18 protein-coding genes are annotated in these 23,563 nt (G+C 42.3%); 13 read left to right on the top strand and 5 right to left on the bottom strand.

The features are described 5' to 3' along the window. Positions 1-6: 6 nt before the first annotated feature. A complete protein-coding gene (locus ABFV72_RS11045) occupies positions 7-1,446 on the bottom strand; it encodes an NAD(P)-binding protein (protein ID WP_347163706.1) in 1,440 nt (479 codons plus the stop codon). 119 nt (positions 1,447-1,565) lie between these two features. Here ABFV72_RS11045 and ABFV72_RS11040 point away from each other — a divergent pair, with 119 nt between their 5' ends. The 4 genes from ABFV72_RS11040 (at position 1,566) to rhuM (ending at position 5,734) form a co-directional block, all read left to right on the top strand. Continuing rightward, on the top strand, positions 1,566-2,150 hold the full coding sequence (locus ABFV72_RS11040) for a TetR/AcrR family transcriptional regulator (protein ID WP_347163705.1): 585 nt from the start codon (positions 1,566-1,568) through the stop codon (positions 2,148-2,150). 224 nt (positions 2,151-2,374) lie between these two features. Continuing rightward, complete coding sequence (locus ABFV72_RS11035; RefSeq protein ID WP_347163703.1) at positions 2,375-4,429, top strand: autotransporter domain-containing protein; 2,055 nt, start codon at positions 2,375-2,377, stop codon at positions 4,427-4,429. Positions 4,430-4,603: 174 nt separating this feature from the next. After that, positions 4,604-5,347: a zinc-dependent peptidase gene (locus ABFV72_RS11030; RefSeq protein ID WP_347163701.1), complete on the top strand. Its 744-nt coding sequence runs from the start codon at positions 4,604-4,606 to the stop codon at positions 5,345-5,347. Between the two features lie 252 nt (positions 5,348-5,599). Then, positions 5,600-5,734: a RhuM family protein gene (rhuM, locus tag ABFV72_RS11025; protein ID WP_347163700.1), complete on the top strand. Its 135-nt coding sequence runs from the start codon at positions 5,600-5,602 to the stop codon at positions 5,732-5,734. Between the two features lie 234 nt (positions 5,735-5,968). Here rhuM and ABFV72_RS11020 read toward each other — a convergent pair whose 3' ends face one another. After that, complete coding sequence (locus ABFV72_RS11020; RefSeq protein ID WP_347163699.1) at positions 5,969-6,637, bottom strand: hypothetical protein; 669 nt, start codon at positions 6,635-6,637, stop codon at positions 5,969-5,971. A gap of 202 nt (positions 6,638-6,839) precedes the next feature. On the opposite strand from ABFV72_RS11020, the gene ABFV72_RS11015 reads away from it, so the two are divergent. After that, positions 6,840-7,331: a hypothetical protein gene (locus ABFV72_RS11015; protein ID WP_347163697.1), complete on the top strand. Its 492-nt coding sequence runs from the start codon at positions 6,840-6,842 to the stop codon at positions 7,329-7,331. 1,289 nt (positions 7,332-8,620) lie between these two features. Beyond that, complete coding sequence (locus tag ABFV72_RS11010; RefSeq protein ID WP_347163695.1) at positions 8,621-9,886, top strand: tyrosine-type recombinase/integrase; 1,266 nt, start codon at positions 8,621-8,623, stop codon at positions 9,884-9,886. A gap of 41 nt (positions 9,887-9,927) precedes the next feature. Here the strand turns inward: ABFV72_RS11010 and ABFV72_RS11005 are convergent, their stop codons facing one another. After that, positions 9,928-10,725 (bottom strand): helix-turn-helix domain-containing protein, encoded by a 798-nt coding sequence (locus ABFV72_RS11005; RefSeq protein ID WP_347163694.1) that lies wholly within the window; start codon positions 10,723-10,725, stop codon positions 9,928-9,930. Positions 10,726-10,959: 234 nt separating this feature from the next. On the opposite strand from ABFV72_RS11005, the gene ABFV72_RS11000 reads away from it, so the two are divergent. The 7 genes from ABFV72_RS11000 (at position 10,960) to ABFV72_RS10970 (ending at position 21,675) form a co-directional block, all read left to right on the top strand. Continuing rightward, a complete protein-coding gene (locus ABFV72_RS11000) occupies positions 10,960-11,949 on the top strand; it encodes a proline racemase family protein (protein WP_347163693.1) in 990 nt (329 codons plus the stop codon). Positions 11,950-12,018: 69 nt separating this feature from the next. Then, the gene (locus ABFV72_RS10995; protein ID WP_347163692.1) at positions 12,019-13,281 is read left to right on the top strand and encodes an NAD(P)/FAD-dependent oxidoreductase; all 1,263 of its coding nucleotides are present in this window, start codon (positions 12,019-12,021) and stop codon (positions 13,279-13,281) included. A 100-nt stretch (positions 13,282-13,381) separates the two neighbouring features. Continuing rightward, the gene (gene dapA, locus ABFV72_RS10990; protein ID WP_347163690.1) at positions 13,382-14,245 is read left to right on the top strand and encodes a 4-hydroxy-tetrahydrodipicolinate synthase; all 864 of its coding nucleotides are present in this window, start codon (positions 13,382-13,384) and stop codon (positions 14,243-14,245) included. Positions 14,246-14,297: 52 nt separating this feature from the next. Then, on the top strand, positions 14,298-15,785 hold the full coding sequence (locus ABFV72_RS10985; RefSeq protein WP_347163689.1) for an aldehyde dehydrogenase: 1,488 nt from the start codon (positions 14,298-14,300) through the stop codon (positions 15,783-15,785). 67 nt (positions 15,786-15,852) lie between these two features. Continuing rightward, on the top strand, positions 15,853-17,310 hold the full coding sequence (locus ABFV72_RS10980; RefSeq protein WP_347163688.1) for an alanine/glycine:cation symporter family protein: 1,458 nt from the start codon (positions 15,853-15,855) through the stop codon (positions 17,308-17,310). 160 nt (positions 17,311-17,470) lie between these two features. Beyond that, the gene (gene ppc, locus ABFV72_RS10975) at positions 17,471-20,251 is read left to right on the top strand and encodes a phosphoenolpyruvate carboxylase (protein WP_347163687.1); all 2,781 of its coding nucleotides are present in this window, start codon (positions 17,471-17,473) and stop codon (positions 20,249-20,251) included. A gap of 257 nt (positions 20,252-20,508) precedes the next feature. Beyond that, complete coding sequence (locus ABFV72_RS10970) at positions 20,509-21,675, top strand: TauD/TfdA family dioxygenase (protein ID WP_347163685.1); 1,167 nt, start codon at positions 20,509-20,511, stop codon at positions 21,673-21,675. Positions 21,676-21,831: 156 nt separating this feature from the next. On the opposite strand, the gene ABFV72_RS10965 is transcribed toward ABFV72_RS10970, so the two are convergent. Together ABFV72_RS10965 and ABFV72_RS10960 are read right to left on the bottom strand one after the other, a co-directional pair. Continuing rightward, positions 21,832-22,281, bottom strand: coding sequence for a hypothetical protein (locus ABFV72_RS10965; protein WP_347163683.1), 450 nt, complete (start codon positions 22,279-22,281; stop codon positions 21,832-21,834). 162 nt (positions 22,282-22,443) lie between these two features. Next, the gene (locus ABFV72_RS10960; RefSeq protein WP_347163682.1) at positions 22,444-23,463 is read right to left on the bottom strand and encodes a hypothetical protein; all 1,020 of its coding nucleotides are present in this window, start codon (positions 23,461-23,463) and stop codon (positions 22,444-22,446) included. Between the last annotated feature and the right edge of the window lie 100 nt (positions 23,464-23,563).

Genomic DNA, 23,563 nt, shown 5'->3' with positions numbered 1-23,563 from the left:
GTCGGATTAAGCATTAGCAGTTTTGGCTTGACGTGCTGCCGTAATTTGCATAATTTCACCCATGAGCTTGGGCATATTTGCAGCGGCTTTTGGTCCTGCTTCTTTTAAACGCTTAAGGATGGCAAGCTCTTCAGGCGGGGTGTCTTCGCTGGCTCGTACCAATTTGGTAAAGCCATCTAAGCGATTGTTAATCATCCATTCACGTAGCGCAGGCTCTTTTGACCAACGCATTTGATTCTGCATTTGTTTAACAAGCCCAACCAAAAAGTCCGTATCATGATTTGGGATTGGCACCACTTGGCATAACTCATTTTTGATGGTTTCATCATCATAATTGGCTTCAATGTGGGCGATAAATGCCGCACTGAACACAGGCTGATAGGTACGTACGGTTTGCACCACCACAGTATCACCTTTGAATACATCGTACGTCTCTGTCACTGGTACTGCCCGTGCAGAGCAGTCGATATGCATGGTGTTGGGAGTGGTAGAGATGCTATCCCCATCAAAATAAATCTTGTCAGTATCTAAGCGAGTCACGCGCCCTTTACGCACAATGTTTTTAACACGGCGTAACTGATTAAGCTCTTCACTGCTAATGGTAGCGCCATGGAACATTTGCGGGCGTACATTTGGATCAATACGCATTAATACCCCGCCTTTTTCTAAACGGTCAAAAAGGTCTTCGATGTTTTTAGCTTCAGCAATCGCTTCTGCTTGAGTAGCCTGTGCTCCAATAGTATGGGTGAAAAAATCACGAGAGGGTTGGGTGTTTTTACGATCGATCAGCCAAGCATCTCTTGGCATAATCCACGTAATATTGTCTGGGTCAATTTGATTCTCTAATAGCCATAAAACCGCATCTATACCTGTTTTTCCGCCACCAATGATAACGTAACCATCACGGGGTTTGGTTAAACTCGGCAAGTCATTTAACGGGCCAAACTTAACTCCCTCAGCAATCTCAAAGTTTGGGGTATGGGTCGCTGGTACTGAAGTTTTAAAATAAGTACCATCAATGATTTTCTTATTGACCTTAACCTCATAGCTGGTATCAGACAGCAACGATGAAAACTTGCCGTCGCCTTTGTACTCACACATCGGGAAGTACTTTACGCGGCCACTTGGTAAAAACGTGTGCTTCATGACTTTATCAAAGTACGCCATGACTTCTGCGCCTGACGCCAGCTCGGACAAGCCTTTATTTAAACCAATTTTATCAACCATACCACCGCAAAGCTCACGTGAGCTAACGCCATAAAAAGACGACGGCTGATGTAAGGTGACAAATGAATAGGCATCGTTCCAATGACCACCTGGCTTATGATGTTTATCGACGATAATAATATTAGCATCAGTTTCTGTGAGCAGCACATCGGCAAAAGCCATGCCCACCGCGCCACTACCAATGATTAAATAATCCGTTTCTAGCTGTTGAATACTCATAGCGTCCTTACTCTTAAGTTGAGTTTCTATCAACACAATCAATTCATAATTGTTTGTGCATAACAGTGTTATATACTAGAATAACACTGTTATAATTGTCAAGACATAGTGAGAATCTAATGGATGCCAGAACCAAAATACTAAACGCCGCGTCTGAGCTTTTCTTAGAAGGGGGTGGGGACGCCTTGAGTGTACGCGCTATATCCAAGCGGGCAGGACTGTCCACCATCGGTATATACAGTCACTTCCAAGGTAAGCAAGGTATACTAGATGCGCTGTACGTAGAAGGGTTTAATCTCGTCCGTGAAGCCATGGATGTCATTCCAGAGGGTAGAGCAAACAAAGAGCAAGTGCTAGAGGCGTGTCTAGGGTATCTCAATGTAGGCGAGAAATATGAAGCGCATTATCGGCTGATTTTTGGGGAATCTGACGCAGGATATCAGCCCTCAATCGAGGCCATTGCAGCCAGAGATAGCGCATTTTCAAAGTTGGTTCGGGTGGCGGGTTCTTATTTATCAGAAGAGGCTAGCGTGACGGAACGTCGGCAAATAGCGTTAGATATCTGGGCAATTGTACATGGGTACGTAAGTATCAGTCACCATGTGGTGTTCGCCGATGGACTGGAGCTAGACTGGAAGACGATGGCACTTCGTGTGGTTGAAGTTCAGTTGGATGCCATTGACCTAACCAAAGCTAAGCCTTAACAAAGCCTTCCCGAACAACCCAGTAAATCAGCAGTATGAAGGTGGCAATGAATATCGAACAGCGATTTGTAAGTATTGATTATAGACATGTACATAGCGTTTAAATAATCCATCGCTATACTTAAAAATCAAATAAGCAAACATATGTCTTTTATCTTGTAAACCGCATTATTTTAGGTTATTTTTCAGTATCGTTTACCGTTCTTTAACCAAGGAGAAGCAGTTTGGATACTAACTTATCACCGCTTAAGATTTCAGTGGTTGCGGCGCTGACACTGCTTACAGGCTCGCAAGTATTTGCAGAGGCCAAGTACGGTGATTATGGGACAGAAACGGCGCTGACGCTTGCCCGTGACTATGCTGGTCGTTATACAGGTTCCGATAAAGAAGTTCAAGCTGCTGATTATATGCAGCAGCGCATGACCATCGATGGCAGTAACAACCAAGTCAATCGTCAAACTTTTGATTTTGTAGCGCCTCGTGGTTTATTTAGAGGTCAAACGTTAACGAGTAATAACGTTGTCGTGACCCAAAAGGGCAGTGCTGACACCAACAGAACGTTATTTGTCGGCGCACATTATGATTCTGCCGTCGCCTATCCAAACTATGCAAATCTAGAGGCACTGGACGATAATGCTTCTGGATCCGGCGTCTTAACTGAGTTGACCAGAAACTTGACTGGCATTGAGACAGAGCATGACATTCAGTTTGTGGCATTTGGTGCAGAGGAGGGCGGTCTCAATGGCTCAAAAGCATTTGTTAATCAGCTCACGGACGCAGAAAAATCAACAGCACTAGGCATGATTAACCTAGACAGTCTGATTACAGGCGATAAAATGTACGCCAATGCAGGGCGAAACGCTTATGACAATGATGGCAATGAAGTAACAGCCAATGTAAGCTTGCGTGAAAACGCGCTGCGCATTGCTAAAGCGCTTGGTATTACACTAGAAGTTAATCCAGCCATTATTGCACCAGGTGAGACAGAGCCATACGAGCCTTATGGCGTTGGCTGCTGTAGCGATCAGGAGTCTTTTGATAGTATCATGCAGGTCGTAGGGTTTGAGGCTACTAACTGGGGCCTTGGGCCTGATTATGATGGTTACACACAAACTGAAAACCCAGATATTCCAGGTGGCTATACGTGGCATAACCCTGCATTAGACAATGAGGAAGTACTTACTGCGGCCTTTGGTGAAGAGCGCATAGCGCAAAGAATGCGCGACTACTCACGTATCATTAGCAGATTGATTGTGGAGCAAACCAATGCTGATATCATCGTATCAACCAAAAGTGCGCTCAATCTTCAAAATACGATGGGCTTAGCTTTGCAGGACAATGCTACTGACTCGCACTCAGCGGTGCTTGAGCGCGCCAATGCTTTGACATTACATACTCTCGATGATGCGCAGCCTTTTGATACCGAGTCGCGTACTCAGGTTTGGGTAGATGGCTCCCAAAGCTACGTGGATACTGAGGACGCACAAGAAGGCATTCGCGCCAATATTGGTCTATATGGCGAATATATGGTACAGCCGAGCTGGCGTGTTGGCGCAGGTGTACAAGCTGCCAATCAAAACAATAAAAGCGTAGAAAGCGGTATTAAAAAAGATACAAGCTATGGTATTCAAGCCTATTCGTTACTGGGCGGAAAAGACACGGCTTGGTGGAACACCACATCTCTGAGCTTATTTAAACATGACTTGGACGTTAATAGAACTGTAAAACTGGATGGTAATGACGGCATCAATATTATCAACAATAGCGAACGTGGTGATGCGGATGCCGATGTGTTTAGCGCATACAATGAGCTTGGCTATAATTTTCTTATCAAGAAAAACGTCGCGCATGGCGCCTTTTTGGGTCTGAATTACAGTGATACAGATATAGATGGCTATACTAGCGGCAATGCAAACTCTCGCACTGCGTTAAAGGTTGATAGCACCTCTAGCGAGGCATGGGATTCAGAGCTTGGTTATCAGTTACAGTATGGCTTTAATTTGATGGGTACACCTGCCAAACTTCAAGGTAAAATCGCTTATGTACATGTGATCGACGATGGTTTAACAGATAGTTTATCGATAACGTCTTTAGCTGATGGACAAACGAGAAACGTTAGTATTACCCAAACAGATAAAGATGATGACTATGGACGTTTCGAGCTGAGTGTGAGCAACAAGGTTCACAACAATGTCTACGCGTATCTGAATGGCGATACCACCTTTGCACGTGACGATAAAGACAGCTCAGTACAACTAGGCTTGCAATATCAATTTTAAATCTTAATGTATGAATGTCAGACTGCGCTGCTCAACAATTAATTTATGAGCAGCGTTTTTTGCTTATGCATGTCAATATATTACTTATAAGGGCGTATTACTGATTGCCGCTACAGTAACCAGATTCAGTAATACCAATATGTGCAAAATATTAAAATAATAGGGATGGCGTATATGTTTGGCATCATAAAAGACTGGCGTGAGCAGCGCATACTAGATAATAGCGAGTTTACCCATGCTGATTGGATGCAGGCAGCCGAACGTATTGTCATATTGGATCGATTAAGTACCGATGAGCTATCACATCTGTTTGAGCTCGCAACATTATTTTTAGCTGATAAATCTATCACGGGTGCACAAGGTTTTGAGATTACCAATACTGTCAGACAATCGATTGCACTGCAAGCGTGTTTGCCGATCTTGAACTTAAGCCTTGACTGGTATGCTGGCTGGTCATCGATTATTATTTATCCTGGCTCGTACAAAAGCAACAGCACCACCGTAGATGAGTTCGGTATCGTCCACGAAGGCAGTCAACACCGTAGCGGGGAAGCATGGCTGCGGGGCCCTGTTATTCTTTCATGGAAAGATGCCAAGCACTCAGGCGAACGTGACGGGCATAACGTTGTCATTCATGAATTTGTCCATAAGCTCGATATGATGAACGGCCGCGCCAATGGTTTTCCACCGATGCAACCTGATATGGATCCTGCTTGGTGGACACAGATTATGTCGCGAGATTTTGAAGATTTTCAAACCCATCGTAAATCAGGGCTTGATCGTTATGGTTCGACCAATCCTGCGGAGTTTTTTGCGGTTCTGAGTGAAGTGTTTTTTGAAACCCCGCAAAAGCTCATCGATGCTTATCCAGATATTTATGAGATTATGGTGAAATTCTTTCGTCAGACGCCGTTATAAATGATATTTATAGAGATGGTGATAGTAAGCTGTATTCAAGACAGCATATTGGAATTGGGAAAGCTTAGGTGATCAACACTATAAGTGATAATGTAGCAAAAGTAGAGATCTATGAAAGTGCTGATGGAAAGGCGCAAGTAGATGTACGTTGTTGTTTGGTCGTGATCAATCAGTAATTTCTCGTCATATTACTAATGCCATAAACGATGAAGAAATCGCTAAAAAATACATATTACAAATTCAGACCGTCGGGTGACTTTTTACGACTTAGACGTGGTTATAACAGTCGGTTATCGCATCAAATCTCATCAAGACATGCAATTCAGGCGTTGGGCAACGCAGCGATTACGTGAATACTTAGTACAAGGCTATACGCTCAATCAATAGCGCTTCGATAAACACTCAAGCGAGCTACAACAAGCGCTAAAATTAATCAAAAAAAACCGCATAAGCCCCGAGCTTAGAACTGACAAAGCTTGTCATTAAAAACGATAACAAAAACCATGTAGCACAAGCTGTTATATATATATTTTCGAATATATATAGCATTTATAACCAGATAGAGTAGGCTGCCATTTAAACAAGTCTTATAGAAGTAGTCGGGCAATATTTTTCTACGCCTTAAACCGTCCATTGATCATTAATGATAGCTACCAGATACCGTTTACCTTGATACTCATCAAATACTAAGCGCAAAACACGCCAGTCCATACCATCATACTCATCCGTGCCTTTATAATAAAATTCTACAAAATCTGATGTTTGGTATATCTGTTTTAAGTTATTGATAGAGTTGCCGTTACTTTTAAATTCATTAACATTGATGCTAGCATTATTGAACTTTTTGCCATCCACCCAAGTATCCAAATAAGTAGGCAACGGCGTGACCAACAGATCGCCAGTACCGTCTTTTTCGCCCCAAGTAAATTGAATGTTGGACTGCTGTAAATACTGTGCAAATTGCCCGCGGCTAAAGACTTTATCTGACTCAGGCCGTACATAAGCGTACATCGAAAAACGAACGCCACGTGTTGGATGGATATCATTAGTGATTCTAGAAAAGTCCTTATTTGCCAGTGCGCGCTGTATACGTAACGCTTGCTGTCTAAGAGTTTGTTGGCTGATATCAGCATTAATAGGTGTTGATGAGCTACTGGTTGGCTGAGAGACAATGGCTTCGCTGGACTCAGAAGCAGACTGACAACCCGTCGCAGCTAGCGTAAATAATAGAAGGCTGCTAGAGGCTAATGTCGCAGATTTTTCCTTAAAAAAAGCAGGTAATGTCATCATAAAATCATCCTTAGCACAGTTATTAGCGAAAGAAACATCACTATAAATTGTCATGGGAACCGGTAAAAAATACCATAAAAGCGCTATGTAATCGATATTTTGGTAAGTAAACCTGAATGATACGATAATACAGCAGAGTCCGAATATAGGTATGATGTAATAGTCGGTAACACTTATGGGATAAAAGCTCGCAGAGAATAAGATGCCAACATATAAATCGCTGACATTACTATTGACCATAGGACTGATGCCTGTCGGTCACGCTATAGCGGATGTATCAAAAGTAGATCAGAAACAAAATGCCATGGCTAATATCAAGATTGCGACCATCACAAAAATGTACCAACAAGATATTGATGATCAAGGTATGAGTAATCCTGTCGTGCTGCAGCAATACGCTGATGATGACTTGCAAGCAGCGATGCAACTTGAGCAAGAATATTTTGATAAAACTCAGACGTCCTGCAATATAGATTACGATGTGCTTTGGAGTTCGCAAGATCCTGACTATACGCAAGACAAAAAGTTTTCAATAACTGATCAAGGATTGGTTCATGTTAGCTTGGCACAAGGTAGCGATATTTATTATGAGCTGTCATGTGACGATAATGATAAAAATTGCCAAGTTGCAGACGTGGTTTTAGATCAGGATGGCAAAACGTTGCGTCAGCATTTACTTGAAACTTGTCGTTAGTAAAAGTCTATAGCTAATATCAAATCTGAGCTAAAGTATAAGAATGACATGGTGTAAATGGTTTACGCTTAACTACTAAAACCGTTGGTTTGTTTTCGCATAATGTATATTATGTTAAATAAGGTCTATTAAGTAGTAGGCTCAGGTCTTACTGGTTATAGAATCAGGATTATCATATACTTCTAATGCTACTGGATATAAACATCCTACCAAAATGTTCAGCTCTCGCCGACTAACTCTGTCCTATCTAATTCAACGGAATCTTTTGGGTGATATTTTACGCTTGATCAGTTTTACTTCTAAACATCTCTGACAGGTATATTATTACGTCAATCATTTAACGTTTTATTAGACGTTAAGGTTTGAATGCTCTGTATGACTGGTTATTAATATTTTATGATTTGCGATAATACGAATGGCTTCATCCAAACGCATCATTAGCTTTTTCTTCGACATGATCATGGCTATTCGTCTGCGATAGCTTATTTATTATCCGTGTCCACCGGCTAAGTCTTTAATATAGATATGCTAATAGCCTATTTTTGATAACCATCATTTGTATGGTTAGATATCTTCTAATATTGCCAAAATAGATTAAATTGCAAAAACTCAGCCAAACGATATAACTCCTTCAAATATTTCTAATCTTATCTAGTCTTCAAGCGCTATACCTAAATCATCACGTATAACCTTTTAAACTTAAATCATTAGAACTGACTCTGTTTTCTTTTACGTAGCGATAAATTTTATCTACCTATAAACAGCAGTCCTTTATTTATTATTATCAAGCCATTTTTAAGATGAATGAGCTATCTATTGATATTTTTTAATATATTTAGCCTATCGTTATATATTTTCTATATACCCCTCAAAATTGGTACATTCCAAATTTGCACAGAACAGTACTATCACCCTGATTTTTATATTCTGTGCGAGTACAGGAGCATGTGTTTTGTAGAGAATATGCTCAACTCCTTGCCGAATCACTCATGGACACCATAATCGCATTTAACTATGTATCGAAATAGCTGGTAGAAATACCGTGTAACCCATTCAGCGTATGGCCTACTCACTATTTGGCCAATATGCTATAATTATCCCCAAGTTAACCTTGGGGATAATTACGTCTTAAAAACTATTATCTAAAAGGCTTTACTAACAACACTAACGAATACCAGTGTCCATGATAGTGTCCAATACTTCTATATTTTTCTACAGAAGAGACTTTTTATAAGTCATCAATCATAAACCTATCATCAACCTTAATTATCATATGACGGATATACATTATGGCTATCGACACAGCAAACGATATCAACAAGCTCGAATGCCGAGACAAAGATTATTCTGTCAGTGTCTCAGGTGTAGCTGGCTTAAGTCTTCGTATTTATCCAAATGGCAAAAAGGAATACTACTTACGTTACTCCCATCCGCATATCGAGGGCAAACGCCCTAGGATGATGTTGGGTAAGATTGAGGATGTCAGTCTCCATGAGGTTAAGTATAAAGCAGACACCATTCTTGATATGGTCGCAAAAGGCTCTGACCCTAAAGCTATCCAGCAAAAAGAACAAACCAATAAATATACTCACCTAAAAAACGCACCATTTTCTGAGATTGCAAAAGCATGGCGAGAACACAAAACAGCAGGTCGCAATCAAAGTAAATCTAAAAAACCGTCATACAGTGAGTCAACCCTCAAGTTCTGGGATTTATGTCTAGGATATATGTGCCAAGAGATTGGTGATTTAAGAATGGACGATATCACCAGTGAGATGATACTGAGTGTGTGCGAGTCGATTCAAAACAATGGCAATCAAGCGACTTTCGTTGGTGCGAGCACTCGGCTATACACTGAAAAAGTCTTTTCATTCGCTGTTGCTCGAGGGTTGTGCGATAGAAATGTAGCTGTCGATACCCGTGGTGAGCTTGCCCCTGCCAATTCAGGCCATCACTTGCCAGCCATCACCAAACCAGATCAATTTGCGACTCTCTTAAAGGATATGTCCAATTTTAAAGGCGCAAGCAAAATCACACTAGAAGCTATGAACTTATTGCCTTATGTGTTTGTACGTAGTATCGATCTGCGCTCGATGCGTTGGGATGACATCGATTGGGATAATAATATATGGGCATTCTCCCCGACTAAGGGCGAAGGTCGTGACGATATGGTCTCGCACTTAGTTGTTCCCTTAGCCACGCAAGTAATTGCGCGATTACGAAACATCCAATCAATTACTGGGCATAAGGAACATATATTTGCGTCGATGCGCGGTTCAAGCAATGCTTATATTAGTAAAGCGACGTTGGTGCAGATATTCCACCGGCTTGGATACAAATACGTGCAATGTGCGCATGGATTTCGAGCATCCGCTAAAACTTTGCTCATGGAACAGCCTGAGCTACGCTATTCTGACATCGTCACAGAGTTACAGCTAGGTCACAGGATAAAAGACACACATGGCGGGGCTTACAACAGACTCGATGAAATCGATACTAGGGTACAGATGATGCAAGATTGGGCAGATTATATAGATGAGCTTCGGAGTCGTTAGAGATTATTTTAGAGTCAAAAACCATATTTTTTTGCTTTTATTTATGCTTCTTTAAAATGTACTTTACGGAAGTTCACAGGAGACATCCCAGTAAATTGTTTGAACTGTCGACTAAAGGCACTATGATCACCGTATCCACAGTTTAAAGAGACCTGAGTTACTGTTAGCTTATGATTCGCTAGTAGTCGAATGGCATGCTCTAGGCGCATTTTTTGTACAAACTGAATGGGTGACATATTGAGCACTGCTTTGAAGGTACGCTCCAATTGCGATTGACTAAGATTTGCCAATTTCGCCAATTGACCAATATTGATTTTTTGATCAAGATTGTCTCGTACGTATTGATCTACGCTTGCCAATCGAGCGTGTTTGCGTAATATCCGCTCGTTATCTTCATCAATATCTACTGATATACCTACCATTGCTACAATATGATTTTCTACATCATAGACGGGGATTTTTTGCGTGATACACCATCCCAGCTGTCCTGATGCATAACTATGAAGTTCTAGTTTATCAATAATCTCCCTGCCTTCCCTTAACACTCTCAGATCCTGATTGAGATAATCCTTGCCTTGAGACTTCAAAAACACTTGCTCTGTAGTCAGTCCTATTAGTGCTTTTTTGTTTTTGAGCCCGCTACGTTTAATGAGCGTTTTACTGACTAATCGATAGCATGCTTGGTCATCTTTAACAAAAAACACCACATTTTTCATAGTATCAAACAAAGGCATCAATAATGATATATTGCCAACAAACTCATCTAAATTGGCTGGTTGATAAGCCTGTAGGTGTTTTGACAGTTGTTTTGTAGGTGTTTCTAATACTAACGGCCGCATCGGTATATTCCCATATAGCATCTCAAGCTTGTCGTTGAGCTTTTCAGGTATTTTAGGGTGCTACACAATATTTATACTCCTAAATACCTTTATAACCTGTGCAGAAATGCGCATTTATTCATATAAAAACATCAAGACTGCTTTTCTGAAAAACGTCATTCTATATTTACGCCTTGTTCATTTATGAATAACGCTAACAGTATATTAACTCACGGATGAATCAGGTAGGCAGTCATGTTTGATACGCTTTTTACTCTTAAGATTATTGATTCGCATACTGGCGGTGAACCTACTCGTATGGTATATGCAGGATTTCCTGAGCTTAGTGGACAAACTATTCAAGAAAAACTTCAAGACTTCAGACAGAATTTCGATCATTTGCGTCAAAGCATTATTTTAGAACCTCGTGGTAATGATGTGCTTGTCGGAGCGCTTTTGTGCCCGCCTTCTGATCCTCGTGCCACGGCTGGCGTGATCTTCTTTAATAATCATGGCTATTTAGGTATGTGTGGCCATGGCACTATCGGCGTTATTGCATCTCTAGCTTATCAACAAAAGATAACCGCTGGTGATCACTATCTAGAAACAAGCGTAGGCCTAGTTAAAGCAACCTTACATGATGATGGTAGTTGTAGCGTCCAGAATGTCCCTTCTTATCGCTACCAAAAACAAGTAGAAGTTCAAGTACCTGATATCGGTCCTATCTATGGAGATATCGCTTGGGGTGGTAATTGGTTTTTCTTAGTCAACGATCATAAGCAAGCTATTGAAGCCAATAATGTTGAGGCGCTTACTCAATTTAGCATACAGATTAAGGAGGCACTTCATAGGTCTGGAATTATGGGTGCTAACAATGGCGAAATTGATCATATAGAACTGTTTGGCAAGAGCGATCTCGCCGGCACTAACAGCAAAAACTTCGTATTATGCCCTGGATCTGCCTACGATCGCTCTCCTTGTGGCACTGGAACCAGTGCCAAATTGGCTTGCTTAGCCGCAGACAATGTACTCGCACCTGGTGAGACTTGGTATCAGCAAAGCATCATTGGCAGTGTCTTTAGTGCCAGCTATCAGCCTATTGATGTGCTTAGTAATCATAGCCCTCTTCATAACCACCATATCAATACTATTATCCCCACGATCCGAGGGTACGCCTACGTATGTGCAGAGATCTCTCTCATCGTTCAAGACAGCGATCCGTTCAAATGGGGTATTTCTTTATAAATACCAGTTTATATGGCTTCTAGGAAGTAACCAATCACTGCTCAGCAAGGTCAGAAAAGCGAGACTCTCATGGACACACAAGTGTTTGATATACATATCATTGGTGGTGGCATTATCGGACTATGTGCTGCGGTTACCCTACAGTCTCGTGGGGTAAAAGTTGCAATCTTGGAAGCCGATAAAATTGCTCGCGGTGCAACTTATGGCAACGCAGGTCACATTGCCACTGAACAGGTTTTCCCTATTGCTGATGCCAGTATCTTACGACATGTTCCTGCCATGCTACTCAACCCTGAAGGGCCTCTGCGGATAGATTGGCGCTACCTTCCACGCTTAGCACCATGGGCATTTAAGTTATTACTTAACATGCGTACCGAACCATTTGCACGCAGTCACCAAGCGCTTTTGGCATTAAATGCACAGAGCCTTCAAGCTTGGCAAAATTTTGCCAAAGAGTGGCAGTTACATTCTTGGGTACAAATACAAGGCTCTGTCTTAACTGCAGAGACGCCCAACAGCCTAAAAATTCTGACTGAACACGGTCAACGCTTAAATAGTTTAGGGGTTTCTAACAACCTACTCTCACAGTCAGCACTGACAGATCTTGAGCCTGCATTAAAAGACAATCAACTGGGTGCTTTGTTTTTTCCAGAGACAGGTCATATCACCAATATAGAAGCCATTACCCATAAATTAAGCACTATTTTTAGATCGCTTGGTGGTCAAATTTATGAGAATTGCCGTGTTCTGAGCGCGGAAGTAATCACTGATGGTATTCGTCTGACGACGACACAAAAGCAGCTTCATGCCAGCAAAGTTATGCTCGCAGCAGGCGCGCATTCTAAAGCCTTAGCCAAACAGCTAACAGGCGTTTCAGTACCAATGGATACAGAGCGAGGCTATCACCTGATGCTTCCTAACGAAAGTCAGCGTCTCAACATCCCTATTTCTAGCATGGATCGCCGCTTTATTATGACACCAATGGAAAAAGGGCTGCGCTTGGCTGGTACTGTTGAGTATGCAGGACTTGAGGCGCCAGCAAACATGAACCGTGCGAATATGCTGTTGAAACAAGCTCAAGCAATGCTAAAGACCCCACTAGATAGTGATAGCAATACGCAATGGATGGGGTTTAGACCTTCTACAGCAGACTCACTACCCATCATAGATAGACGTAATTCAGTCTTTTTAAACTTTGGTCATCAGCATCTAGGTCTGACCCAAGCTGTCGTAAGCGCACAGATGATCGCGGCTTTGTATTTTGGCGATACTGCCATGGTAGATCCTACTGCCTATCGTCTAAATCGCTTCAAACTTAAGTCTTTTAAATAATAATCGAACATCTTATCTCTATGACAACTCATAGAACCAACAACGTCGCTAACAGCTCATGGCTTACTAACGGCTTTTACTTCCAAATAAGGATATTTATATGAACATTCATGGCGTTTTAGTCCCTATCGTTACTCCTTTCGATGTTAATGGAGATATCGATACTCAAAAGTTAACCGAACTGGTCAATGTATTCATAGAAAAAGGCGTTACCGGAATCGTAGCTTGCGGTACAACTGGTGAATACTACACGTTCTCGCCTGCAGAGCGCGAACTGGTTTTGACCACTATCGCTGATGCTGCCAAAGGCAAAGTCACTCTGATTGCAGGTATCAACAGTTTATCGACCAATCATTCTATCGAACTTGCTCATCAAGCCAAAAATTTGGGCTACGACGGCTTAATGTTATCAGCCAATCCGTATAGCCTACCAGACCAAGACGGTATTATTGCGCATTTTGAAACCGTCGCTGATGCCACTGACCTACCTATCATTATGTATAACTTTCCAGCACGCGTCGGTGTGAGTATTGAATTTGAAACCGTCGCGCATTTATCCAAACATCCAAATATTGTAGGTGTCAAAGAAAGCAGCGGCGATTTTAGCCATGCATTACGTATGCTACAGGCTAATTTTGAAGATTTTGAAGTGGTTTGTGGTTGTGACGACCAACCAGTAGATTTCTTCTTTTGGGGTGCTAAGAGCTGGATCGCTGGTGCGGCTAACGTATTCCCAGCAGAACAAGTCGCACTGTTTGAAGCCACACAAAAAGGTGATTGGAACCGTGCTAAAGAGCTGATGACAGCCATGTATCCTGCTATCCACTCTATGGAGTCTGGAAACTATAACCAAAAAGCCAAAGCAGGCTGCATTAACGGGAGCATCAATGTTGGGTCAGTACGACTACCTTTGACTGATATGTCAAAAGAAGAGACTCAGTCATTTTTAGCGCTTCTGTCTTGATACATCGCACCATTCTTATCGTTCCTACCATTGTATAGAAAAGGACAATCTAATGAGTATGACCACAGCGCAAGTCTTTGAACTCGCCAGCAACCAACAGCTTTGGGCAGGCCATTTAATAGATACTACAGTACCAGTATCCGAGACAACACTCCCTAACTACAGCCCTATTGATAATACCTGCATAGGTAGCATTGCTAATGGGAGTCAGCAAGATGTTAATGCGGCGGTAACGGCAGCCCGAGACGCTTTTGAACATGGTGAGTGGCGACGGATGTCTCCTGCAGAGCGCAAAGCTATCATGCAGCGTTGGTGTCAGTTAATGCATGAGCATATGGATGAGTTAGCTGCCTTAGATTGCGTCGATGCAGGCAAGCCTATTACTGAATGCCTCAACACTGACCTGCCCGCTACGATTGAAACTTTTGAATGGTACGCCGAAACAGCTGATAAAGTTTTTGGCAAGGTTGCTCCTACTGGCGCAGATGCACTAGGCCTTGTGGTACAAGAGCCTATTGGTGTAGTGGGTGCAGTACTACCATGGAATTTCCCAGCGCAAATGTATGCATGGAAAGTTGCACCCGCATTAATAACTGGCAACTCAGTCATTGTTAAACCTGCTGAATTGACCTCGCTCTCAGCATATCGATTAACACAATTGGCGTACGAGGCTGGCGTGCCAAAAGCGGCGTTACAGTTAGTCTGTGGGCTTGGTGAAGAAGTAGGTGCGGCACTCGGTCAGCATATGGATGTTGATATGGTTTCTTTTACAGGATCAACCGAAGTCGGTCGACTGTTTCTACAGTACTCTGCACAAAGCAACCTCAAGGAAGTGGTCTTAGAGTGTGGTGGCAAAAGCCCTCAAATCGTCTTTGCAGATGCCATTATCAACGAACAAACCATCGGGCATATTTTATCCGCTGCGTTTTGGAATATGAGCGAAAACTGTAGCTGTGGTTCGCGTCTACTTGTCCATTCTAGCCAAAAAGAAGCATTGTTAACGCTATTAAAAAAAGGTCTTCAGTCTTGGAAGGTTGGTCATCCTTACGATCCCGAGGTCGCTATTGGCCCAATGATCGAAAAAGCGCATTTTGAGAAAGTAATATCACATCTCAATACTGCAAAAACGGAGGGTGCTCGTTTGATCGCAGGTGGACGTATCCACGATGAACTCGGTAGTGGCTGGTATATCGAGCCTACCGTCTTTGATAATGTCAGCCCGGATATGACGCTGTTTAAAGAAGAAGTTTTTGGTCCACTTTTAGCTGTCACAAGTTTTGAAACCGAAGAGGAAGCTATTCAGCTCGCCAATCAGAGTAATTATGGGCTTGCCGCTTCCTTCTATACACAAAACATCCATCGCGCATTCCGCGTGGCATCCGCTATTAAAGCTGGTACCGTCTCGATTAATGGTTTCTCTGAGGGCGATATTACGACACCTTTTGGTGGTTATAAACAATCTGGCTTCGGCGGTCGTGACAATGGCTTAGAGGCGTTGTCCCAGTATACCCAAACCAAAACTATCTGGTTGGTGAACTAAAAACTGATATTGTCCGCTATCCACGCCCAAGTCAGCATAACCGAAAACACTACAAGGAAGTAAAGTTATGGAAAATATCATCAATACTATCGTCGGGTATATTTGGAGTGACGCCCTAGTCTATCTTGCGTTAGGTGTCGGCATATATTTTACGATTATGACTCGTGCTGTACAAATCCGTTATTTCAAAGAAATGATTAGGCTGTTGTTCGACAAACAAAGTTCATCAGCAGGGATTAGCTCCTTCCAAGCTTTCTGTATGGCGCTATCAGGACGTATTGGTGTGGGTAATATCGCTGGGGTTGCAACAGCCATTGCAGCAGGCGGCCCTGGAGCGGTATTATGGATGATTGTCATGGGCGTGCTAGGCGGTGCTAGCGCTTTTATTGAGTCTACCTTAGCGCAGGTATACAAACATAAGGTCGGTGATCAATATCGTGGCGGCTCCCCGTTCTATATTGAAAGAGGATTGAAGCTAAAACCTTTTGCTATCATCGTCGCTATCGTGACCTGTCTATCTTACGGCGTGTTAGTGCCTGGTGTTCAGGCCAATACCATTGCGGACTCTTTTAATACAGCATTTAATATACCGCCTGTTGTAACAGGAATTATCCTTGTCGTACTCTTAGGTATCATTATATTTGGCGGTGTGAAGCGTATTGCTAATTTTGCAGGAAAAGTCGTACCTGTCATGGCAATTGGTTATATCCTCATGATGGTAATTGTATTGGCATTTAACGCTCAAAATATCCCTGCAATGTTTGCTCTTATCTTTAAGAGCGCTTTTGGCATGGATGCAGTGTTTGGTGGTATGGTTGGAACTGCTATCTCTTGGGGCGTACGCCGTGCTGTTTTCTCAAACGTTGCGGGTGCTGGCGAGGCGACCTTTAGCTCAGCGGCAGCCGAAGTATCACATCCTGCTAAACAAGGCTTAGTGCAAAGCTTCTCTATCTACATCGATACGGTGCTTGTCTGTACTGCAACAGCGCTAATGATTCTATCAACTGGCATGTATAACGTGGTGACCCCTGAAGGTATAACCCTAGTTGATAATATGCCGGGTATTGAAGCTGGCACGGCATTTACCCAAGCGGCTGTATCTACTGTCTTTAACCAGTATGGAAGTGGCTTTGTTGCGATTGCTATCTTTTTATTCGCTTTCACATGCTTGGTTGCTTATTACTATATCGCCGAAACTACGTTGGTCTATTTGGACAATAAACTGCGCTACCCCATTCTCAAACATGTACTCAAACTGGTCTTTTTAATCGTTTGTTTCACTGGTAGTGTTCAGTCAATCGGTATGATGTGGGCGTTAGGTGATATAGGGTTTGGCAGTATGTGCTACTTGAATTTCATTGCCATTTTACTGCTAAGTAAAGTTGCTCTAAAAGTTCTAAAAGACTACGACGAGCAGATGAAATTAGGTATAAACCCTGTCTTTGACCCTAGAAAGGCTGGAGTGGATAATGCGGACTTTTGGATAGAATATAGCAATGAGCATGGTCACAAAAAATCGCTCTAATAATAGTGCATTAGAGGTCTGTCAGTATCTACTAGTAAAAAAGTTGCTATCAATATCAAGCAGGCCTCACCTATTTATGTTAAATTGCAAAAAATCATAAGGATATTACGTATAAGATAACCATAGTATTGTATCCATTCATTTGATAGGAAGGTTGAAGATGACACTAGATAACAACGTACTACGTAAACGCACCAGCTTGTTGGGTTCATTATTAGGTGATGCTATTTCTCGCCAATCTGGTGAGCAGACGCTAGATACGATTGAGACGCTGCGCAAAGGCTTTATTCAACAGCGTCGTGAGCCGAATGAGGCACATAAACAGCAGCTTATCGATTTTATTGCTTCTTTAGACAATCAAACCTTAAAAAACGTCATACGCGGCTTTTCTATCTATTTTTTCTTAGCCAATCTAAGCGAAGAGAATTATTTGCGTGAGCAGCGTCATGAGCTGCGTATGCAGTCTGAGCAAAGCTGGGAAGGATCATTTCGTCGTACCTTACTTGAGTGTCGTGAACGTAATATCGAGCCTGCTCAAATGCAAGAGCTGATTGATCAGCTAAAATTTACGCCTGTATTTACGGCGCATCCTACCGAAGCGCGTCGCCGTACAACGATGAATATCTTACAAAGTCTATTCACGCATAGCGACGCCCTAAACAACGTGTCTGAAAACAGCTTCGCCTACGAGCAAGCCAAAGAACAAACGGCGCAAACGATTGATTTGTTATGGTCGTCTGATGAAGTACGTACCCGTAAGCCACTGGTATATGATGAGATTAACAATGGCTTACATTACTTTAATGCCAGTTTGTTCAATGCCATTCCTAAAGTATATCGTAATATCAAAAAAGCCATTGTCGATATCTATCCAGAGCTTACAGACTATCCACTGCCTGCGTTTATGAGCTTTGGTTCATGGATTGGTGGCGATAGAGATGGCAATCCTTTTGTGACTTTTGAGACCACAGAACTTGCTGTATTGATGCATGCTGATACCGTGCTGCGTCACTATCAAGTGCTACTCAAAAAACTGCGCCGACAGCTGATTCATAGTGACACCATTGTCACCGTCTCACCTGACGTATATGCCAAAATCAAAAGTTATGATGAGCTCGATCAGCGTGTGTTTGACTATAACCTCGATGACTATGGCAATGAGCCATATCGTCGCCTACTCTCTATCATTCTGACTAAAGTCAAAGCAACCAATCGCCGCATCCAAAGCAAAGGCACGGATATCGAAGCTGAAAAAGATGCCTATGCCAATCCAGAAGAATTACTAGAAGACCTGCGCATTATCCGTCAAAGTGTCAATACACACGATACGGCACACAGCGATGGGTTACTGCTAGATGTCATTCGTTTGGTCAAAACTTGCGGCTTTCATTTGGCGGCGCTCGATATCCGTCAAGAGTCGTCATACCATGGCGAAGTGATTGCTGATATCTTTGCTAGTGCCTCCAACCTGCCTGATTATCAGACGCTAAGCGAAACCGAACGTCAAGAGTGGCTCACACGATTGCTAGAAAAACCAGGCACGCCGCTTATCTATACTGATAACCTGACAGACAAAACGCGTGAGCAATTGTCACTGATGAATTCGGTCGCCACTCTACGCAAACTGGTGGGTCAGGCTACTTTTGGTAGCTATGTGATCTCGATGACCAATAATGCTAGCCAGCTACTAGAAGTATTGCTACTCATGCGGTTTGCAGGCTTATGCAGAATTGATGACGAAGGCCAGTTGTCTGCTGATTTGCCAGTTGCACCATTGTTTGAAACCATCGAAGATCTCAAAAATATCGATAAAATCTTGCCTGCCGTGTTAGACAATCCACTGTATCGTGGACTGCTACAAAACACGGACAACACGCAAGAGATTATGCTGGGTTATTCAGACTCATCAAAAGACGGCGGCATTATCACCTCTGCTTGGCAGCTTTATAGTGCACAGCAAACCATTAATAACATTGCTGAGCAATATGGCATAAAAACACGCTTGTTCCATGGTCGTGGCGGTTCGGTAAGCCGTGGTGGTGGATCAACGCACAAAGCAATTGCGGCACAGCCAGCAGGCACGCTACATGGGCAGATTAAGGTAACTGAGCAAGGCGAAGTGCTCTATGCCAAGTATGCCAATACAGATACCGCTGTGTTTGAGCTGACCATGGCTATTACAGGTACACTCAAAGCCTGCTCTACAAGGTTTGTGGTACAACCGACTGAGTTGCCAGAGTATGAATCCTTGTTTGCACGCTTAGCGGACGCAGGTGAACAACGCTATCGCGAGCTGACCGATCATACCGAAGGGTTTTATAAATTCTACTCCGAGGTCACCCCAGTACAAGAAATCTCGTTATTAAACATTGGCTCACGTCCTGCCCATCGCAAAAAAGGCCTACCAAGTAAGACCACCTTGCGAGCGATTCCTTGGGTATTTGGCTGGTCGTTAGCACGCTTTACCTTACCTGCTTGGTATGGCGTCGGTAGTGCGCTAGATAGCGTCAAAAAAGACGAAGCATTGATGAAAGAGATGAATAAGCACTGGCCGTTTTTTAGCGTGTTTATCAGTAATATCGAGATGGCTTTTACCAAAGCCAATATGAATATTGCCGAGGCCTATAGCCAACTATGTGATGATGAGCCGTTACGCGAAAAAATCATGACAGCGGTCACCGATGAACACACGCTGACCAATTCAGGATTAAACTCTCTGCTTGAACAAGATTCTTTATTATCCAATCAGCAAAACCTTGCCTCATCCCTGCAGTGGCGAGACGCTTATCTAGATCCTATTAACTATATCCAGATTGAGCTGTTGAAGCGTGCTAGACAGCAAGATACTGTGAGCAGTGCCGATGCTGGCGACATTAACGTAGAAGATCCATTAATCCGTAGTATCAATGCGCTGGCTGCAGGGTTACGAAATACTGGTTAGGGTAGCTTTTCGATAAGTAGCTTTCGGATAAATAAAAAGCTTATACCAATTATCGCAAATATTAAGGCTTCGTTCGCGAAGCCTTAATATTATTCAAAACCCTTCAAAAAATATCTCGCCAGATATCAATCGCAGTTTAGTACTGCGTTGATTGATATTGCCTATTAGGTGATTCGTAATTCATTGTTTGAATAACCGATCCGAACAAGATACCGTAAAATATATTTTTACTTCAAGTATATGTAGGGTCTGCTCCAATGGAAACGCCTCAATCAGCATCATCTCTAGACATCGCCGTAGCAACTGACTATCAAATAGAATCCGTTGCGCTCATTGATCGCGCCATTCAAATACGCTGGAATGATGGTATCGACAGCACCTATCACTATATCTGGCTGCGTGATAATTGCCCATCGGCTTTTCACCCGCACACTGGCGAGCGTAGCTTTGATTTACTGAGTGTCTCAAAAGATATCCATCCACTCTCTGTCTCTTTTGATGAGACAACGCTGACGATTGAATGGTCAGAACAAGCACATATCAGCCACTTTGATCAGAGTTGGTTACGTGAGTTTGGGTATTCTAGTGCATTGGCCAAGGATCATAGCAGTCCTTATAAAAGCTGGGATGGCACGTTTATTGACCACATTCCGATGTATGACCAACACAGCATCATGACCAGTGACAGCGCTTTATATGAGTGGATGAGTGCGCTGGATAAATATGGGCTTACCATTATTGATAATATGCCAGACGACGCTGATTCGGGCGTACAGACCGCCATGCGAGTCGATTATTTACGGCAGACCAATTTTGGCATGACCTTTGATGTCATATCAGAAAAGTCGCCGATTAATCTAGCTTATACCTCGCTCTCATTACCTTTGCATACCGACTTGCCAAATCAGGAATTGCCTCCAGGCTATCAATTTTTGCATTTTTTGAGTAATGAAAGCATAGGTGGCGAATCTACTTTCGTAGATGGGTTAAAGGTGTTAGAAGGGTTACGAGAAGAGCAGCCTGAATATTTTCGCTTGCTAGCCGAATATGCTATCCCTTTTCGTTTTCATGACACTGCCCATGATATCCGTGAGCACCACCCTGTCATCAATTTAGACAACTTTGGCAATATCGTCGAAATTAAATACAACGCGCATCTTGCAGATATCTTTGATTTACCAAGCGACGTTATGTACGACTACTACCTTGCTTATCGAGAGCTAATGGCTCGATTAAAAGACAGTCGCTATAAAATTGAATTAAAATTAGCAGCTGGTCAAATGGTGGTTTTTGATAACCGCCGCGTCCTGCATGGGCGTAACGCATTTGATGAAAACGTCGGTGAGCGTTGTCTCAAAGGCTGTTATGTTGACCGCTCAGAATTTAAAAGCCGTTTACGAACGCTTAAAAAGCAACTGGCTTAAGACGACTCACAAGCTAGCTAAAGCATGGAGCACTGAGCCCACAAAAAAAGCCCCATTTATCTCCTCTCTAAACATGAGAGAAGAGAAATGGGGCTTAATATTATTCACTTACTGACTTATAGCTATCAACATAATCTTATAGTGCTAATAGTGGCCCTAATAACTGGATTCACGATATAAGGTTTTATATGCTTCTATTCTAAAGTCTGCAGCGCTGACAGCAGGCGTTATACCATGTGCACTGTATTTAGCTTGTATGATCTTTTCTTCCTCACGAAATAGCACATTTTGCGCTTCTTGCTTGAAGTCATGATAGCTAATAGCGGTGTCATCTTCATGACCGTCAATAACTATAGGTTTGCTAGGCTGGTTTTGGCTATTCGAATGCTGCTGTGCAGCCTGATTAGCATTAGCCTCTTTAGTAATGTTGCTGACTGCTAAACCGTTATTAGTCGATGCTTGAGATAGCGTGGAAGAAATACGGCTAGACATATAGAAGGCGGATATTAGAACAATACAGATGACACTGATAATAGCAAAAACAAGACTACGTGGTCTGATGCTTTTTGGCTCGATATCATTATTCACGTTTTCTGATTCATTCATAGTTACGTACCGTCTAATTTATATCACCAATGGCACATAACCGTGCCTTTTACATAATGATACGAATTTTATATTGTATTGCAACAATTTCTAGTACGAACGTCTCGAATAAATTGATAGACGGTTATCTAACTGTTAAAAATGGTATAAAATATAAATTCTTTAATCATTGGTTTCGCGGTACAAGGTAGTCTGCGACTCTTGTCTAAAGTCCTCATAAGTTATGGCAGCTTCCTCAGTAGCTATAACAGTGGCATCATTTTCTGGTGTAGGATCTTCAGAAGTTGACTCTGATTCATTAGCAGCTGGCAGGTCCTGTCTATTGTTGTCCAAAGTATCTTTCTGAGTAGTGGCTGGTTGCGTACTTACAGGGTCAACGCCATCCGTAGTTGTTCGACTGTCAGTAGACAGTACTGGATCAGCACTAACAGCTGGTGTACTGTCTGTCTCTACGTTACCATCAGCATTGTTATCTTTATCATCAACCGCAGAAGTAGATAAGACTCCTGAAAACACAAGCATTAATGCAATAGCAATCAATACGATTAAACCAATCGCCATAGCCATCACGATTGACTTCTTGCTTTTGATCACTTTATTGTCTATGACTGGCTCTTCGATAACTGATTCAGACACATTCTCAATGTTTAAAGGGATGTTTAAAGAATCATCATCTGATACCTCATTTATGGTAGATTCACTATGGTCAATCGTAGAGGGTGACTCTGTTTGATTGCTACTATCTATATTGTTGCGATCTATATATTCTGAGGCTTCTGTATCTGAACTGACATCATTGACATCAATACTAATACTGTCGCTATCATTAGCGATACTCAGCACATTATTTTTAGATAAATTTTCAGATACTACATTTGTATCTGAAGCTTCAGAGGTAGTGTTTGCTGCTGTAGCATTTTCTGTTTCTAGCAATAATTCTTGCTCACTGCTTTGATCTTCAAACAGTTGCAACTCTTCTGTGCTCAAGGGTTCGAAAGCGGCAAGGTTCTTTGCACTTTCTAGTGTTTCAAACTCAGCCTTATCGTTCTCTTCGGAGCCATGGACTCGATTGATAAAGCGTTCGTAGATGTCATTGTTATTACGCTTACGCGATTTTTGGTCAATAATTCTAGCCAATTTCTCATCAAAATCGGTGCCAGCGTCTTTTTTTTCGTCGCTCATAGAATAATACCAAACCAGTTTTTCTACTGGTGTTAAATGATTGCTAGAATGAATTTTCTTACTATAGTGTAACAGTGTTATTAGCCAACAATATAGTTGC

Source organism: Psychrobacter proteolyticus (genome assembly GCF_039762275.1).
Classification (GTDB): Bacteria; Pseudomonadota; Gammaproteobacteria; order Pseudomonadales; family Moraxellaceae; genus Psychrobacter; species Psychrobacter proteolyticus_C.
Note: the sequence above shows the minus strand (reverse complement) of the source record. Positions and strands in the feature narration are given on the sequence as shown.

Bases quoted from the DNA above. Each gene is read 5' to 3' on its own strand.
- ABFV72_RS11045 (WP_347163706.1), bottom strand. From the start codon at position 1,446: ATGAGTATTCAACAGCTAGAAACGGATTATTTAATCATTGGTAGTGGC.
- ABFV72_RS11040 (WP_347163705.1), top strand. From the start codon at position 1,566: ATGGATGCCAGAACCAAAATACTAAACGCCGCGTCTGAGCTTTTCTTA.
- ABFV72_RS11030 (WP_347163701.1), top strand. From the start codon at position 4,604: ATGTTTGGCATCATAAAAGACTGGCGTGAGCAGCGCATACTAGATAAT.
- ABFV72_RS11020 (WP_347163699.1), bottom strand. From the start codon at position 6,637: ATGATGACATTACCTGCTTTTTTTAAGGAAAAATCTGCGACATTAGCC.
- ABFV72_RS11015 (WP_347163697.1), top strand. From the start codon at position 6,840: ATGCCAACATATAAATCGCTGACATTACTATTGACCATAGGACTGATG.
- ABFV72_RS11010 (WP_347163695.1), top strand. From the start codon at position 8,621: ATGGCTATCGACACAGCAAACGATATCAACAAGCTCGAATGCCGAGAC.
- ABFV72_RS11005 (WP_347163694.1), bottom strand. From the start codon at position 10,725: ATGCGGCCGTTAGTATTAGAAACACCTACAAAACAACTGTCAAAACAC.
- ABFV72_RS11000 (WP_347163693.1), top strand. From the start codon at position 10,960: ATGTTTGATACGCTTTTTACTCTTAAGATTATTGATTCGCATACTGGC.
- ABFV72_RS10995 (WP_347163692.1), top strand. From the start codon at position 12,019: ATGGACACACAAGTGTTTGATATACATATCATTGGTGGTGGCATTATC.
- dapA (WP_347163690.1), top strand. From the start codon at position 13,382: ATGAACATTCATGGCGTTTTAGTCCCTATCGTTACTCCTTTCGATGTT.
- ABFV72_RS10985 (WP_347163689.1), top strand. From the start codon at position 14,298: ATGAGTATGACCACAGCGCAAGTCTTTGAACTCGCCAGCAACCAACAG.
- ABFV72_RS10980 (WP_347163688.1), top strand. From the start codon at position 15,853: ATGGAAAATATCATCAATACTATCGTCGGGTATATTTGGAGTGACGCC.
- ppc (WP_347163687.1), top strand. From the start codon at position 17,471: ATGACACTAGATAACAACGTACTACGTAAACGCACCAGCTTGTTGGGT.
- ABFV72_RS10970 (WP_347163685.1), top strand. From the start codon at position 20,509: ATGGAAACGCCTCAATCAGCATCATCTCTAGACATCGCCGTAGCAACT.
- ABFV72_RS10965 (WP_347163683.1), bottom strand. From the start codon at position 22,281: ATGAATGAATCAGAAAACGTGAATAATGATATCGAGCCAAAAAGCATC.
- ABFV72_RS10960 (WP_347163682.1), bottom strand. From the start codon at position 23,463: ATGAGCGACGAAAAAAAAGACGCTGGCACCGATTTTGATGAGAAATTG.